The 15,447-nt window shown below is 55.3% G+C and carries 15 protein-coding genes; 4 read left to right on the top strand and 11 right to left on the bottom strand.

Going from position 1 to position 15,447, the window contains the following annotated elements; all coding sequences use genetic code 11:
* Positions 1-41 precede the first annotated feature (41 nt).
* The 5 genes from K3727_01165 to K3727_01145 all read right to left on the bottom strand — a co-directional run bounded on the left by K3727_01165 (position 42) and on the right by K3727_01145 (position 6,654).
* A complete protein-coding gene (locus K3727_01165; GenBank protein ID UWQ91458.1) occupies positions 42-1,886 on the bottom strand; it encodes an ABC transporter ATP-binding protein/permease in 1,845 nt (614 codons plus the stop codon).
* A complete protein-coding gene (locus tag K3727_01160; GenBank protein ID UWQ91457.1) occupies positions 1,883-3,721 on the bottom strand; it encodes an ABC transporter ATP-binding protein/permease in 1,839 nt (612 codons plus the stop codon). Before K3727_01160 ends, K3727_01165 begins: the two co-directional genes overlap by 4 nt.
* 206 nt (positions 3,722-3,927) lie before the next feature.
* Complete coding sequence (locus K3727_01155; protein ID UWQ91456.1) at positions 3,928-5,082, bottom strand: CCA tRNA nucleotidyltransferase; 1,155 nt, start codon at positions 5,080-5,082, stop codon at positions 3,928-3,930.
* Entirely contained in the window at positions 5,079-5,768 is a 690-nt protein-coding gene (locus tag K3727_01150; GenBank protein UWQ91455.1) for a CoA pyrophosphatase, read from the bottom strand. Before K3727_01150 ends, K3727_01155 begins: the two co-directional genes overlap by 4 nt.
* Entirely contained in the window at positions 5,668-6,654 is a 987-nt protein-coding gene (locus K3727_01145; GenBank protein UWQ91454.1) for an Hsp33 family molecular chaperone HslO, read from the bottom strand. Before K3727_01145 ends, K3727_01150 begins: the two co-directional genes overlap by 101 nt.
* A 77-nt stretch (positions 6,655-6,731) precedes the next feature.
* Between K3727_01145 and K3727_01140 the strand changes: the two genes are divergently transcribed.
* Positions 6,732-7,181 carry an NUDIX hydrolase gene (locus K3727_01140; GenBank protein UWQ91453.1) on the top strand — a complete coding sequence of 150 codons (450 nt, stop codon included), beginning with the start codon at positions 6,732-6,734 and terminating at the stop codon, positions 7,179-7,181.
* Positions 7,182-7,401: 220 nt separating this feature from the next.
* On the opposite strand, the gene K3727_01135 is transcribed toward K3727_01140, so the two are convergent.
* A complete protein-coding gene (locus tag K3727_01135; protein ID UWQ91452.1) occupies positions 7,402-8,640 on the bottom strand; it encodes a SpoIIE family protein phosphatase in 1,239 nt (412 codons plus the stop codon).
* A 212-nt stretch (positions 8,641-8,852) separates the two neighbouring features.
* On the opposite strand from K3727_01135, the gene K3727_01130 reads away from it, so the two are divergent.
* Positions 8,853-9,182, top strand: a complete 330-nt coding sequence (locus K3727_01130; protein UWQ91451.1) for an Hpt domain-containing protein — start codon at positions 8,853-8,855, stop codon at positions 9,180-9,182.
* 26 nt (positions 9,183-9,208) lie between these two features.
* Here K3727_01130 and ilvA read toward each other — a convergent pair whose 3' ends face one another.
* A complete protein-coding gene (gene ilvA, locus K3727_01125; protein UWQ91450.1) occupies positions 9,209-10,435 on the bottom strand; it encodes a threonine ammonia-lyase IlvA in 1,227 nt (408 codons plus the stop codon).
* Between the two features lie 67 nt (positions 10,436-10,502).
* The gene (locus K3727_01120; GenBank protein UWQ91449.1) at positions 10,503-11,255 is read right to left on the bottom strand and encodes a hypothetical protein; all 753 of its coding nucleotides are present in this window, start codon (positions 11,253-11,255) and stop codon (positions 10,503-10,505) included.
* Positions 11,256-11,389: 134 nt separating this feature from the next.
* Here K3727_01120 and K3727_01115 point away from each other — a divergent pair, with 134 nt between their 5' ends.
* Both K3727_01115 and K3727_01110 read left to right on the top strand, forming a co-directional pair.
* Complete coding sequence (locus tag K3727_01115) at positions 11,390-12,616, top strand: argininosuccinate synthase (protein ID UWQ91448.1); 1,227 nt, start codon at positions 11,390-11,392, stop codon at positions 12,614-12,616.
* 107 nt (positions 12,617-12,723) lie between these two features.
* Complete coding sequence (locus K3727_01110; protein UWQ93225.1) at positions 12,724-13,005, top strand: SCP2 sterol-binding domain-containing protein; 282 nt, start codon at positions 12,724-12,726, stop codon at positions 13,003-13,005.
* A gap of 238 nt (positions 13,006-13,243) precedes the next feature.
* Here the strand turns inward: K3727_01110 and K3727_01105 are convergent, their stop codons facing one another.
* From K3727_01105 to K3727_01095, 3 genes are all read right to left on the bottom strand, one after another.
* The gene (locus tag K3727_01105) at positions 13,244-13,645 is read right to left on the bottom strand and encodes a VOC family protein (protein UWQ91447.1); all 402 of its coding nucleotides are present in this window, start codon (positions 13,643-13,645) and stop codon (positions 13,244-13,246) included.
* 82 nt (positions 13,646-13,727) lie between these two features.
* Entirely contained in the window at positions 13,728-14,441 is a 714-nt protein-coding gene (locus tag K3727_01100; GenBank protein ID UWQ91446.1) for an HAD family hydrolase, read from the bottom strand.
* The gene (locus tag K3727_01095) at positions 14,441-15,349 is read right to left on the bottom strand and encodes a D-amino acid aminotransferase (protein UWQ91445.1); all 909 of its coding nucleotides are present in this window, start codon (positions 15,347-15,349) and stop codon (positions 14,441-14,443) included. The genes K3727_01100 and K3727_01095 overlap by 1 nt, the downstream gene beginning before the upstream one ends.
* Positions 15,350-15,447: the final 98 nt, after the last annotated feature.

Below are 15,447 nucleotides of genomic sequence, written 5' to 3'. Positions count from 1 at the left end.
CTCAATAGCCTGACTTGGCAGCTGGAGAAAGAGCGGAAACCTCATTCAGCAGCTTCGACGTCAGCGTCGGTTTTAATGAACCCGCCAGATTGGCGATGCCAGAACTGGGCGTACAGCCCGCCTTGGACCAATAATGTTTCGTGACTGCCTTCTTCGACAATGCGACCGTTGTCCAGCACAATGATCCGGTCCATTTCGCTGAGCGTCGACAAACGGTGCGCAATGGCCAAAACGGTTTTGCCCTGCATCACCCGGTGCAATGCCGTCTGAATACTGGCTTCGACCTCGGAATCCAATGCCGAGGTCGCTTCGTCCAGCACCAGAACCGGAGCGTCTTTGAGGATCGCGCGGGCCAATGCAATCCGCTGTCGTTGACCACCCGACAATTTGACACCGCGCTCACCCAAATGCGCATCATAGGCCTGGCGTCCCTTTCCATCCTGCAATCCACAAATGAACTCATGCGCTTCAGCCTTTTTCGCAGCAGCGATAACCTCGGCCTCAGACGCATTGGGCCGGCCATACAGGATATTGTCCCGCGCCGAACGATTGAACATCGCGGTTTCCTGGGTAACCATGCCGATCTGACGGCGCAGGCTGTCCTGAGTGATGGTCGAAATATCCTGATCATCAATCAGAATTCGGCCATTTTCTCCGTCATAGAGCCGCAACAAAAGCGAAACCAGTGTCGATTTACCCGCTCCTGACGCGCCGACAATACCCAGCTTTTCACCCGGAGCAATGGTCAGAGAAATGTCCTGAACCCCGCCGATGTCCCGCCCATAGGCAAAACCGGTGTTCTCGAACCGGATCTCTCCTCCCGCGACCTTCAGGTCCGGTGCGTTTTCAGAGTCTTCTATGCGGCGTGCAGGTGCCAGGGTGCGCATGCCATTCTCTACCTCGCCGATATTCGCGTACATGCCCATCAGCGTAAAGCTGACCCAGCCAGTCATCTGAGCGATGCGAATTGCAACATTCCCAATCGCTGCAATGTCCCCAGCGGTTGCCATTCCGTTGCGCCACAACAGCAATGTGGCTCCGATCAGTAATACCGGCAGGACTCCGGCCAGCGCCATCAGGAGAAACCGAAAGGACGCTGCCATCGCACCAAATTCCAGTGCGCGCTCCCGGTAGGTCACCATGGCATCACGGGCGGCAATGTCTTCGTGGTTTGCAGACGCAAACAGCTTGACCGTCTTGATATTGGTAATGGTATCGACCACCTGCCCGGTCACAGTGGCGCGCGCGCCGGCCCGCGCCGCCGAGCGTTTTCGAATCCGCGGCAAATACCAGCGGATCAGAAAGAAATAGATCGCCAACCAACCGATAAACGGCAGCACTACATATGGATGAATCGATCCAAGAAGTGCCAACGCGCCAACCAGAGACGCCAGCGAAAACACGATGGCGCTGATGATCTCGGATACCACCGATGCCACGGCATTCGATGTCTGCACCTGTTTCTGCGCGATCCGCCCCGCGAAATCATCGTCGAAATAGGTCACCGATTGACCCAACGTCCAGCGATTCAGTTTGGCCAACACCAAAGGCATCACATTGGGCATGACCACATAGTTGTTGAACAGCGCCGACATCCCGAACAACGCCGGGCGCAACAGCATGAAAAAGGCCACAGCCGCAACCATCATTCCGACATTGCGCGGATCAAAAAACCCGTCAGTCCCGGTCGCCACCGCAGTGTCAATCACCTGCCCCAGGATCCAGGCAGTTCCCGCTTCCATCGCGCCAGCCGAAGCAGAAAAGAAGGCTGCCACAAACAGGACCGGCCAGGCCCCCTTTAAGGCCCAGCGCAGGAATGCGCCCAGAGTTTCCGGTGGAGGGGTGTGGTCCGATCCAAACGGGTTGATCAGGTGGCCCAGCCTCATTCAGCGGCCTCCGGATTGAGGAACCCGCCAGATTGACGTGCCCAAAATTGCGAATACAGACCCTGAGCGCCCAGCAACTCGGAATGGTTGCCCTCTTCCACGATCCGACCCTGGTCCATCACCAGAATTCGGTCCATCTGGGCGATCGTCGACAATCTATGCGCAATGGCTATCACGGTTTTCCCCTGCATCATGCCATAAAGCGTGTCCTGAATGGCGGCCTCGACTTCACTATCTAAAGCCGAAGTTGCCTCATCCAAGAGCAGAATTGGTGCATCTTTCAGAATGACCCGCGCCAGAGTGACCCGCTGGCGTTGTCCACCGGAAAGTTTCACCCCGCGCTCGCCCACATGGGCGTCATAGCCGCCGCGCCCCTGTGGATCCTCAAGGTCCAGAATGAATTCATGGGCTTCTGCCTGACTGGCAGCACCCAGCATTTCAGCCTCTGTCGCATCGGGGCGGCCATACAGGATGTTGTCACGCACTGACCGATGCAACAGCGAACTGTCCTGCTGCACCATGCCAATGTGGCTGCGCAGACTGTCCTGGGTCACGGCGCGCAGGTCCTGCCCATCAATCAGGATTTGCCCCCGATCCGCGTCATAAAAGCGAAGCAACAGTTTGACCAAGGTCGATTTCCCGGCACCTGACCTGCCGATCAAACCAATCTTTTCACCCGGTCGTATGGTCAGGTTTATCTGATCCAGACCCCCAGCCTCGCGCCCATAATGATGGGACAGATTGCGCAGTTCGATTTTGCCCTCTGTCAGACGCAACGGTTCTGCATTGGCTGCATCCACCAGATCGATAGGCTGGGCAATGGTCTCCATCCCTTCGGCCACAACACCCAGTTGGCGGAAGAACGTGGTCAGCGCCCACATGATCCAGCCGGTCATCGCGTTCAATCGCAGGGTCAACGCCGTTGCCGCCGCTACCACCCCGACCGAGGCCGACCCCTGCATCCACAGGGCAATTCCCCACCCAACAACGCCGACGATCAACAAACCATTCAATGTAACCAGAACCGCGTCCATGATCGTATAGATCCGCATTTCGGCCTGGAACGTCTTGCGGGTGCCCTCTATGGCCTCTTTCGCAAAACTCAGCTCGCGATTGTGGTGGGCGAACATTTTGACCGAATGAATATTTGAATAGCTATCGACCACCCGTCCAGTCACCGTTGACCGCGCATCAGAGGCGGCCTGGGAGGCCGGGCCAACCCGTTTGACCGTCCATTTGGTCAGAAGCGCATACAACCCAAACCAGATTACCAACGGTACCAATAGACGTGGATCTGCCGCCATCAACAGGATTGCCGCCCCGATCAGATAGGCCAAAGCAAAAGTAATGGCGTCAAACACTTGGAACACCACTTCGCCCGCGGCCGGAGGTGTTTGCATGATCCGGTTGGCGATCCGCCCGGCAAAATCATTTTCAAACCACCCCACCGACTGACGCAACACATGTTTATGCGCCCGCCATCGGATCAAGGTGCCAAAGTTGGGCAGGATCGTATTGTTGAGCAACAGCACGTCGAACAATTGTAAAGCGGGCCGCACCGTCAGAATTAATACAGCCAGAACAATTAACTCCGTGCCGTATTCGGCCCAGACCTGCGCCGGTTCACCTGACAAAAGGTCAACCACCCGCCCCATGTAATAGATCAGGCCGATTTCAATCGCCGCCACGATCACCGACATGATGGCAGTCAGCCAAAAGATGCGTTTGAACGGCTGTGCATAATCGCGCAAAAACGGCCACAACCGCGTTGGCGGCGTGTCGGATTCGACGTAGTCACAATAGGGGTCGATCAGATTTTCGAAAAAGCGAAACATTGGGGTGCTCCAAAGTGCGAGCATAGTGAAATGCAAATGAGTTTTCAGGGCAGCGCCAAAGGCCCCCCGAACCAAACGGGCAGGGTCTCAGGCGTTATTGAAACCAGATCCCGTAATACATTAGCATTCCTCCCAATACGTACGATTGCCTCAAAGAGGTAAAACAGATTCGCCGTTTTGTCACCCCCCGACAATTTGACGTAGGGTCAGTCAAGCGTTCCCAACAACTGATCACGGTCCAGGGTGAACCCGCTGTCAATCCAGGTCCGTTCAAGCGATTTGAGCGTGCGACCCAATTCCGGACCTGTCATTTCAGGCATCAGATCACGGGCCGACACAGGAAATGTCGCGCCTGCCCCCAATGCGATATCTGTCTCGACTTCGGGTGATATCGGTTGTTCCATCAAGGCGGCGCGCAGCAACATCGCATCACGCGCATGGTCATGACCCAGCTTATACCCCAGCTCGGCCGCACCCTGAGAGCCGACGGCAGCCTCTCGCAACATGCGTAATTCGGTGAACCTCTGTTTGGACATGCGCAAATCCTTGGCAATTTCCGGATCGCCCAGCGCAGCCAAACGTCGAACTGGATTTGTTGGTGCTTCTCCTTCCAGATGTACGAGAATGGCCAACGCCCGGTCATCTGACCCGGGCAGGATCTGAGCGAGCACGCCGCTTTGACGCATTGCAGCAACCGACAGGGCCGGATCCCGCGCGCCCAGTAATTTCAGCACCTCCGACCCAACCCGTTCCCGGGACAGCTGTGCAAGCCCATCCAGGTTGGCAGAGATCGCCGCCAGTGCTTCGGGATCAATGCCCGCCTGCGGATCACCGTACCAGGCGTGAAACCGAAAATACCGCAACGAGCGCAGGTAATCTTCGCGAATTCGGTTTTCACCGTTTCCTATGAAACGCACTCTGCGCGCATTCAGATCGGCCAACCCACCCAGCGGGTCAACGATCTCGCCATTCGGGCGGGCATAGATCGCATTCATGGTGAAATCGCGGCGCCGGGCATCTTCGGCAATATCTGTGGAAAACGCGACCACAGCGCGCCGACCATCTGTAAGAACATCACGACGAAATGTGGTGACTTCGAACGGAACCCCGTGTTCGATCAACGTCACTGTACCATGATCAATCCCTGTCGGAACTGCCCGGATTCCGGCGCGTTTTGCCAGTGCAATAACAGTTTCAGGCTGCGCATCTGTGGCAATGTCCAGGTCGGAAACCGGTTGACCCAACAGGGCATTGCGCACGCATCCGCCCACAAACAGTGCCTGCGCCCCGTCAACAGTCAAGGCCGCGCAAACGGTTTGCGTCGCCGTGTCCGTCAGCCAAGGTTGATCAATCCGTGTCATTCCGCAATCCGTGCCGCCAACCCCCGCAACATGCGAGCCGTGGCCCCCCAGATGTAATAAGGCCCGAACGGAACAGTAAAGTAATAGCGCCGTGTCCCCCGCCAGATCCGGGATTCGATCAGGTAATTGGCCGGGTTCATCAGATGTGACAGCGGCACAGAGAATACTTCGTCCACTTCACCGGGTTCAGGAACAACATCAAACGTCTGGGTGATCAGCGCGACAACCGGTGTTACATTGAACCCAGTAACCGTCTCATGTTGCGGCAGTTGTCCGATGACTTGTGGCACGGTTTCGGGCAGACCAATTTCTTCGCGTGCCTCACGCAGTGCCGCGGCAATCACATCCCGATCCCCGTCATCCTGCTTGCCTCCGGGAAAGGCAATCTGCCCAGGATGATGTTTTAGAGCCGATGACCGTTTGGTCAGAATCACCCGTGGCTCCCCATGCGCCACACTGACCGGAATCAAAACCCCGGCCGGACGCAGCCTGCGCCCCTCGGGCAGCACGGTGTCAGGGTTCAAATCGAAATCCGAAGACCCCTCTCCCGGCTGACCCAGCGCAGCCTGCAATGTCCGGGCGAGATCATTCACCCTCGGGTGTCTCCGCCTCAAAGCCGACCGATTTCGGATCCAGGACGTAATGTGCTCCGCAGAACTGACAGTCTGCTGTGACGTCCCCGTCATCCGTTGTCATCGTTGCGATATCCTTTGCCGAATAGATCGACAGGCTTTGACGCACTCGGTCTTCAGAACAGGTACATCCAAATCGAACCGGTTGCGCATCATAAACCCGCGGCTGCTCCTCGTGAAACAGGCGTACCAGCAGGTCAATGGGCGGTACCGAGGGTCCGATCAGTTCCAGGTCCTCGACCGTATTCAGCAGAACGTTGACACGGTTCCAGTTTTCTTCTTGTTCGCCTGACACCAGATCCGCTGGTTTCAATTGGTCCCCGTCCCCATCATTTGCTGCCACAAACGGCGACGCTTTGGGCAAGGTCTGCAGCATAATGCCGCCGGCACGCCAATGCTCCTGTCCACCTGCTTCTGTGGATTTGCCAAAGCTGAGAGAGAACCGTGTCGGCAATTGTTCAGATTGGGCAAAATAGGCCTCGGCGCAATTGCTCAGCGATTCACCGGTCAGCGCAGTGATCCCCTGGTAGGGTTTGGTACCCTTGCCCTGGTCGATCATGATGGCGAAATAGCCTTCGCCGACCTGTGCGATCGGCACCGCGTCAGTCAGCCGGTCAGCATCATAGCTGGCATAGGCCCTGATCTGGGCCGGTTCACCGTCGACTTGAGGCGCATAGTAATCGGTGGCAATCATGCGCACCGCACCTTTGGACTGCACTTGCAGCGACAGCTTCCAACGCAAATCTATGGTTTGCCCGATCAGCGCCGTCAGCACAGCCATCTCGGCAACCAATGCTTCGACGGTTGCAGGGTAATCGTGTTGTTTGAGGATGCCATCAAGAACACCGTCGAGACGCGCAATGCGCCCGCGCATGTCAGAGACATCAAGCTGGAAAGGCAGGACTGTATCGTCCCACGCGATTTTTGATCCGAAAGTCATGGGGTTTCCTTACACGCCCAGGATTGGCATATCGAGCCTATATAGGGCTCGTGACAGCGGATGGAAGAGGGTAGCACGTGATCAGACGATTTGGAGAGCCGCCACAGGCGGACAAAACCTATAGTCGCCGCCCCGGAGCCTATGCTTTGTTGCCTCGGGACGGGAAAATACTTTTGACCTGCTACTATGATCCAAACCCGGATTTGCAGCTGCCGGGTGGAGGTGTGGACCCAGGCGAATCACCGATATTGGCCCTCCACCGGGAGATACGTGAAGAAACCGGCTGGTCGATTACAACGCCCAAATGGTTCGGTGTGTTCCGCCGTTTCGTCTATATGCCGGAATATGACCTATGGGCAGAAAAGATCTGCAACATCTATCTGGCCCGCCCTTTGGTTCGTCGTGGGCCGCCCAGTGAACCAGACCACGAAGCGGTTTGGATGGACATCGATCAGGCCTCGGCAGTGCTTGGCAATGCCGGAGACAGATATTTCGCGCACCGTCTGCTGAACGCGGGAAATATCTGATCGCCCCTGACCCGCGCTGTGATGTTCAATCTCCAGCATCGGTTTTCTATATGGTCATTCATCCGGCGTGGTTCTGCACAACACATCGCATCCATACATCATGACGATCAGTTGAAAACGCATTGCCTACACCATGGGTGTCCATTGCATCGTTTTTTATCCAAGCGGATGATTGCGCCTGTAGGTGCACCAGGGTGGATCGACGCAAATCATGTTCGGATCAAGCCCCATTGTATTCGAACAAAGTGGCCGAAACATCATCTTCCATACCAAATTCTTGCGATTGAACCTGTGTCAAATTCCAGAACAGATCGTCCAGAAACTCCTGCCCGGACTGTCGGGACTGGCATTGCTGGATCAAGTCCAACAAACCTTCTGGTTCCAACATCTCTCCGTTTTGCAGCCGAGCTTCGGTGAATCCGTCGGAATACAGCAACAACCGATCTCCCGGTTTCAGATGGATATCTATCTGCGAGTAAGGGATATCGGGGATCAAACCTATTGGCACACCGCCATCGCCAACAAATTCAGCTGTTCCGTCCAGCCGCAAAATTACCGGATGCGGGTGGCCAGCCTGGACCATTTTTACATGCCCGTTTCGCAAATCAGCGATACAATAAGCCATTGTAAAATATTCTTCTATTCCCGCATCCGCGACCAATCTTGCGTTCAACATGCTGGCAACTTCGCTGGGCTGGCGCAGGGCATAAAAGCGATTGAACCGCTTTTCCATGGCAACATTCTGATCAAAATACTGAGAAGACAGATATCCACCCAACCGGGCCGTCATCATCGCCGAAGTGATACCATGTCCAGACACGTCAATATTGTAGAACCCCAACCGGTTCACACCCGGTGAAAACATCCCAACCAAGTCACCTCCGATGTGCCCACAGGGTTTCAAAAGCAGGCTTACCTGGGATGTTCCAAATTCTCGCGACAACTCTGGGACCAGAGATTCCTGGATCTTGCGCGCCTGGATCAGATCCTTGTCAATCGCATCATAGACCCGCTGCAATTCCCCCAAGGTTTCAGAGACCATCCGGTTCTTTTCGGATAACTCGCGCTCCATACTGAGAATTCGCGCACCCGCGGCGATTCGGGCTCTCAATTCATCCGAATTTACAGGTTTGGTCAAAAAGTCGTCCGCACCGGCATCCAGCCCCTGGGCAACTTCGCCCTTGCCGCTCTTGGAGGTGAAAAGGATAAAATAACAATAGGCCTGAGACGGCATGGCCCGCAGCGCCCGGCAAAATTCCAGCCCCGTCATCCCCGGCATCATCCAATCGCTCAATACCAGGTCCGGGAGGCTGTGTTCACAGATTTGGAGCGCTGCTTCGCCACTTTCTGCCTCGACAACTTCGAATCCCCATTTGCGCAGAGACGACACCAGAATGCGTCGCTGCAACCGGCTATCATCCACGACCAGAACCCGGCGAATAACCATGTCGTCGGGCATGGTTGTCGTCTGAAGTGAACTGCTGGACGGCACTGTAGAAACCTCATGAACAAAAGATCCGGAAAACACCCGGCTCAGCCCAATATTCGCGCCATCACTTAACATGTCGTGAAAAGCAAAAAGTAATCCCGTGAAATTGTTCCTTTAACCTTTGGTTTACGCCTCGTTCCTAGGGTCCAATTTTCTATGGTTGGGTTCAAAGGGAACAAGTGATGATACATTGGGCACGTATCAGTGAGTTACGCGAAGAAGTTGGAGCGGAGGATTTCGAGGAGATCATCGAGATCTTTCTCGAAGAGGTGGAGGAAGTGATCGGGAGGCTCAAACAGGGCGCAGACCTGCACTCTCTGGAACAGGATCTGCATTTCCTTAAGGGGAGTGCGTTAAACCTTGGATTCGAAGGGTTTTCCAAGCTCTGTCAGGACGGCGAAACACAATCTGCACAGGGCCAGGCCACCAACGTCGATCTGCAATCCATCCTTGCAACATATGAAGAATCCAAGGGGCAATTCATGACTGAATTACCCGCCAAATTCGGCTGAAGGCATCCCTCGGAACAAGATGTCGATCAGATCACGAACTGGGCCATGGTTTCGTCATTTGTGATGTCGGAATAGGTAAAACCAGCCTCTTGGAGATGGGCAAACAGGCGAACAAAGTTCTCTGGTTTTCTGGTTTCGATCCCGATCAATACCGACCCGAAGTTGCGCGCGGATTTTTTCATGTATTCGAACCGGGCAATATCGTCTTCCGGACCCAGAATTCCCAGAAATTCCTTGAGCGCACCGGGGCGTTGCGGCAAGCGCAGGATCAGGTATTTTTTGACACCCGAATACCGCAATGCGCGTTCCTTGACCTCGGGCAGACGTTCAAAGTCAAAATTTCCACCAGATGTGACGCAAACCACCGTGCGCCCGCGAATCCAGGATTGCAGATCACCCAATGCCTCGATGGCCAATGCCCCAGCTGGCTCTAGCACGATGCCTTCGACATTTAACATCTCGGCAATCGTCGTGCAGATCCGGTCTTCTCCCAGTGTTAGAACATCCGACAACGGTACATGTTTGAGATGATCAAACGGCTGTTGCCCGATCCGGCCCACAGCAGCCCCATCACAAAAGGTATCTACGTGATCCAATGTCACCGGGTGCCCCGCAGCCAAAGCGCCGCGCAGGCAGGCCCCGCCAGCTGGTTCAACAAACACGCAATGGGACCGTTCCCCGAACCATCGCGATACACCGGATGACATGCCACCCCCCCCAACAGGCAGGATCACATGATCGGGAACCCCGCCCAGTTGCTCTTCGATTTCAACAGCAATCGACGCCTGACCTTCAATGACATCTGCATCGTCAAACGGAGACAAAAAGTGTCCCCCTTCACGTGCACACCACTCCTGGGCAGATGCCAAAGTATCGTCAAAATAGTCTCCGGTCAGGTGGATCTCGACATGTTCGCCACCAAACATTCTTGTTTTCTGGATTTTTTGTTTGGGTGTCGTCACCGGCATAAAGATCACACCGCGCACACCCATATGCTTGCACATAAAGGCCACACCCTGCGCATGGTTGCCTGCGCTGGCACATACAAACAATTCCTGATCCGGCAATTTGCGCATCGCGTTGAATGCACCACGGATCTTGTAGGACCGCACCGGGCTCAGATCCTCGCGTTTCAGCCAGATATCGGCACCAAACCGGTCGGACAAATGCACATTACGTTGTAACGGAGTGCGTTCGAAAACGTCTCGCATGGCCTTTTCGGCGGAGCGGGCACGGGTCATGAATTCAGTCATGTCACTTCACTGGCCCAACCCCGCCCACAAGGCAAGAGGCTGGACCAAAGCATACATAAGAATACCGTCAGTTGATTGGCCGATCTTGAACGAAATGCCCGTACATCGTCGTCAACAGGCTGACATTCACCAACATCAGGACCAGCGCGACACACCATTGCACGACCAGGGCAGCAATCGGCAAAACTGCCGCAATCAGCCGAATTGCCACGTCCAGACCAACTTGGGTCATCATAACCAATACCAACATGAGGATTATCGCACCAGACGCCCCACGTGTCTTGTCCCATGCCTCGCGCATAGACAACGGATCTCCAATCGCGGCAGCGGGCAATAACAAAAACCAGCGGTAACCGGTCACCACAACAAAGAAAGCCCCCAGTACAAACAGCAGTGCTCCAATTGGTCCCAACAGGAATGCCAACCCCAACGGCACCAACATCACCGCCATTGCCAGACCAATCATCAGAGATTTTCCGAAATAGGTTAGAATGCGATCTAACCGCAGCGGTGGAATCCATCCTGTCGGATACTCTTCGAGCAGGACATAGCGGTGCCAGTTCACAAAGATCCAAAGGGTAAAAAACACGGAAATGCTTGCAAACAGCAATAGTCCACCAATGTTGATCTGTCCGGTCTCAAACGCCGTTCTCATCATCTGTTCATTCCCCAGCATATCCAGGGACAAACCGGTTGATGAGGTCAAAACGGTGGACAGGATTGCCATCAAAACGATAGGCACCAATCCGATCTGCAGAGCTGGGTGCAGATTTCTCAGAACCATCTGCACGGAATGCAGAAAGATATGCCAACCTTTCATATCGAATACCTTCTCAAAAAACTGATACAGTTGACCCAGCTTTAACGCCCGATTGCCGCGACAAAAACCCCATGATCTTGCTCTTGGCTTGAAAACCGGCTATCGCCCCGTCGATCTACCTGAGAGGAAATTCCATGTCCGCGCCCAAGAAAGTTGTTCTGGCCTATTCCGGCGGTCTAGATACGTCGATCATTCTGAAATGGTTGCAGACCGAATATGGCTGCGAAGTTGTCACCTTTACCGCCGACCTCGGTCAGGGCGAAGAGCTGGAGCCCGCCCGCCAAAAGGCTGAGCTTCTGGGGATCAAACCGGAGAACATCTTTATCGAAGATGTGCGCGAAGAGTTCGTGCGCGATTTCGTCTTCCCCATGTTCCGCGCCAATGCGGTGTATGAGGGCCTGTATCTGCTGGGCACATCAATCGCCCGTCCGCTGATCTCGAAACGTCTGGTGGAAATCGCCGCCGCCACCGGCGCCGATGCGGTTGCCCATGGTGCCACGGGCAAGGGCAACGATCAGGTACGTTTCGAACTGGCCGCCTATGCGTTGAATCCCGACATCAAGGTGATTGCGCCCTGGCGTGAATGGGATCTGACGTCGCGCACCCGCCTGCTGGAGTTCGCCGAACAGAACCAGATCCCGGTCGCCAAGGACAAACGTGGCGAAGCGCCGTTTTCGGTCGACGCCAACCTGCTGCACACCTCGTCCGAGGGCAAAGTGCTGGAAGATCCGGCCGTGGCCGCACCCGACTATGTCTATCAGCGCACCGTGCACCCCGAAGACGCCCCGAACGAGCCCGAATTCATCGAAATCGGTTTCGAAAAGGGGGACGCGGTCAGCATCAACGGTGAAGCGATGAGCCCGGCCATCATCCTGACCAAACTGAACGAACTAGGCGGCAAGCACGGTTGCGGACGTCTGGACCTTGTCGAGGGCCGGTTTGTCGGGATGAAATCCCGCGGTATCTACGAAACCCCCGGCGGCACCTTGTTGCTCGAAGCGCATCGCGGCATCGAATCCATCACCATGGATCGCGGCGCTATGCACCTCAAAGATGAGCTGATGCCGAAATACGCCGAGCTGATCTACAACGGCTTCTGGTACAGCCCCGAACGCGAGATGCTGCAGGCCGCAATTGATGCGTCTCAGGCCCATGTCACCGGCACCGTGCGTCTGAAGCTCTATAAAGGGTCCGCGACCTGCGTGGGCCGCTGGTCGGAGCATTCGCTCTACTCCGAAGCGCATGTGACCTTTGAAGAAGACGCCGGTGCCTACGACCAGACCGACGCCGCAGGTTTCATCCAGCTGAACGCGCTGCGCCTGAAACTGCTGGCCGCGCGTAACAAGCGCGTTGGTGGCTGAATGGCTCCCCTGACGTAACCCCCAGTTACGTCACCCATTGAGAATTCACAGATGCCCGCCAGAGTTATCGGCGGGCATTTTCATTTTCCGGGGCAAAGGGAGCTGACATCATGGAAGACATCGCCAGGGGTATTCAGGACGGGTTGTCCGGCAAAGCTTTTGACGGCTCACTGAAGTTCGACTGCGGCGAAGATGGCGTGATCGTCCTGGCCGACAACACCGCCAGCACTACCGATCAGGACACCGACTGCACCCTGCGCCTATCACGCGCCAATCTGGAAAAGCTGCTGACCGGCCAGATGAACCCGATGACCGCAGTGATGATGGGCAAAATCAAGGTGTCCGGCGACATGGGCGTCGCCATGAAGCTGGGGCAATTGCTGGGGTAAAACGAAGGAAAAGGCCACAACTGTGATCGGCACAGTGTCTTGTCAGGACAGACTGTTGCCTACGGCAGTCTTAAGGCACCTATCTGCATGTATGTGCTCAAATGCTTCCGACTCATTAGGTCCGAGTCGAGTCCTTTTTTCTGTATATTTCGGGTATGCTAGTGAACTACCCAAAATGAAGTATAGGAATACTTCAACACATCCCTTGAAAACAGGTCAACCTCCTTTGCAGCGCGCGTCAGGGCCGCCCGTCGGCAAACTGGATCAGATCCCACAGCGTGCCATAAAGATCCTTGAACACGGCCACGGTGCCATAGGGCTCTTCTTGCGGGTCGCGTACGAATTCGATGCCTTCTGCGCGAAACGCCTCATAATCGCGCCAGAAATCATCGGTTCTCAGAAACAGGAACACCCGGCCCCCGGCCTGATCGCCAACATAGCGGTCCTGATGATCGTCCGAGGCCCGAGCCAGAAGAATTGAACAGCCGTCGCTCCCCGGTCGTACCACCACCCAACGTTTATCCTGTTCGGGCTGATAAGTGTCCTCGACCAACTCAAAGCCCAGCTTTCCAACGTAAAACGCTATGGCTTCATCATAGTCGCGCACCACCAGGGCAACATGGATCAACGTTCGGATCATCGTACTTCCTGCTTCTTTCTGGTCAAAATACCTCGGGGTGAATTGGCCAACGGCCAAGAGGGGCAGCGCCCCTTTTGCAATCCTAAAGCTTTTGCGCTTTCATCTTTTCATAGAATGGCATGGCGGCCTCCAGGACCATTTTCAAATCTTCCGGTACCTCGGGCAGCGACCCTTCGGGGTCCGCAAACCCCGAAGAGTTCCACACCGCTCCATACCAATGCACGGCCCACACCCCATCATCCTTGTGTCCGCCTTTGGGCCATTCCAGCATCTCTGGTGAAAACGGCAGATCGATCACGTCACACAGCTTTTCCAACATTTCATGTGGGTTATCGCGAATATCGTGGCTATCGATCACGACAGGCGTCTGACCCCAGCTTGTGACCAGATCGAACAACTCGGCCTGCTGCCGGAATCCTATGTCGCCCAGCGTCGGGTTCTCCCGTTTCGCAGCATAAGATGCGATCACCCGCGCCGGGTGCCGGATCAGAAACACATTCGTCAAATGCCGCATCCAATCGCGGGGCACGCCATCAATCATATGCTGAGTCATATGTTTTTGATAAAAATGTGGCTTGTCCGCCGGTTTTGCGGTTTCCAGATAGGACGCGACCGCGATCGGGTCTTGCGACTGGCTTTCCAGAATCTCGTCGCGCATTGGGTGGTTCAATCCGGTCTTCGCCAGATAGGCCGCATAGAACGGCTCATCTACTACTGCGCAATCGGACCGATTTCCAAAGGCATACATCATCGCGGTCGACAGGTTCCGCGGCCCGGACCACATGGCAATCCGCATCAGGCACACTCCTCTTGGATCAGGGATTTGTACAGCTGCCGGATCCGCTCTGTCATCGGGCCCATCTGACCTGTTCCGATGACACGCCCATCAATGTCACCCACCGGGGTCTGCGCACCAAAGGTGCCGGTCAGGAACGCCTCGTCTGCACCATAGGTGTCTACGAGGGAAAAGTTTCGCTCATGCACCGGGATGCAATGAGCGCGGCACAGATCGATTACTTTTTGGCGAGTGATGCCGTTCATGCAGTAGTCACCGGTCGAGGTCCAAACCTCGCCCTTGCGCACAATAAAGAAGTTACAGGCGTTTGTGGTATTCACAAATCCATTGACGTCCAACATCAATGCTTCGTCCGCACCAGCTTTTTCGGCTGCTATACAGGCGATGATGCAGTTCAGTTTGGAATGCGAATTCAATTTCGGATCCTGGCTCATCGGTAGACCACGCACATGGGGTACCGTCGCCAGCCGGATTGGGCGCGGCAACTTGGGCTGTGAATGTTCCATGATAATCACGAATGTCGGGCCCTGCTGCGACAACTGCGGATGCTGGAACGGGCGGGTTTTGACCCCGCGGGTCACCATCACCCTGGCATGGGCGTCCGTTGTCATCCCATTGGCATTTTGTGTCTCTAACAAGGCGGTTTTGACACCAACCCGATCCAGACCAATGTCCAGGTCAATTGCCTTGGCTGCCTCAAACAACCGATCCAGATGTTCATCCATGAACGCCCAGGTGCCGTTGTATAGGCGCAACCCTTCCCAGACCCCGTCCCCCAGCATGAACCCGCTGTCATACACACTGACGGTCGCCTCAGATTTGGGTACGACGCGTCCGTTCAGATAGATCAGGATATCTTCGTTGCGGGCATCTTCTTTGGCTTGGTGCGTGCTCATCTTGTCGGTCATGAGATCCTCCTTGCGGCGGCACGCTAGGTGGATTGGATCCAATTTCCAAGTGGTAAAACAGGATCACCACTGCGTGACCTTGCACGTCTGAGAATTGC

This window comes from Rhodobacteraceae bacterium M382, assembly GCA_025141015.1.
Lineage (GTDB): Bacteria > Pseudomonadota > Alphaproteobacteria > Rhodobacterales > Rhodobacteraceae > Aliisedimentitalea > Aliisedimentitalea scapharcae.
This window is presented reverse-complemented; position numbering and strand designations above follow the sequence as displayed.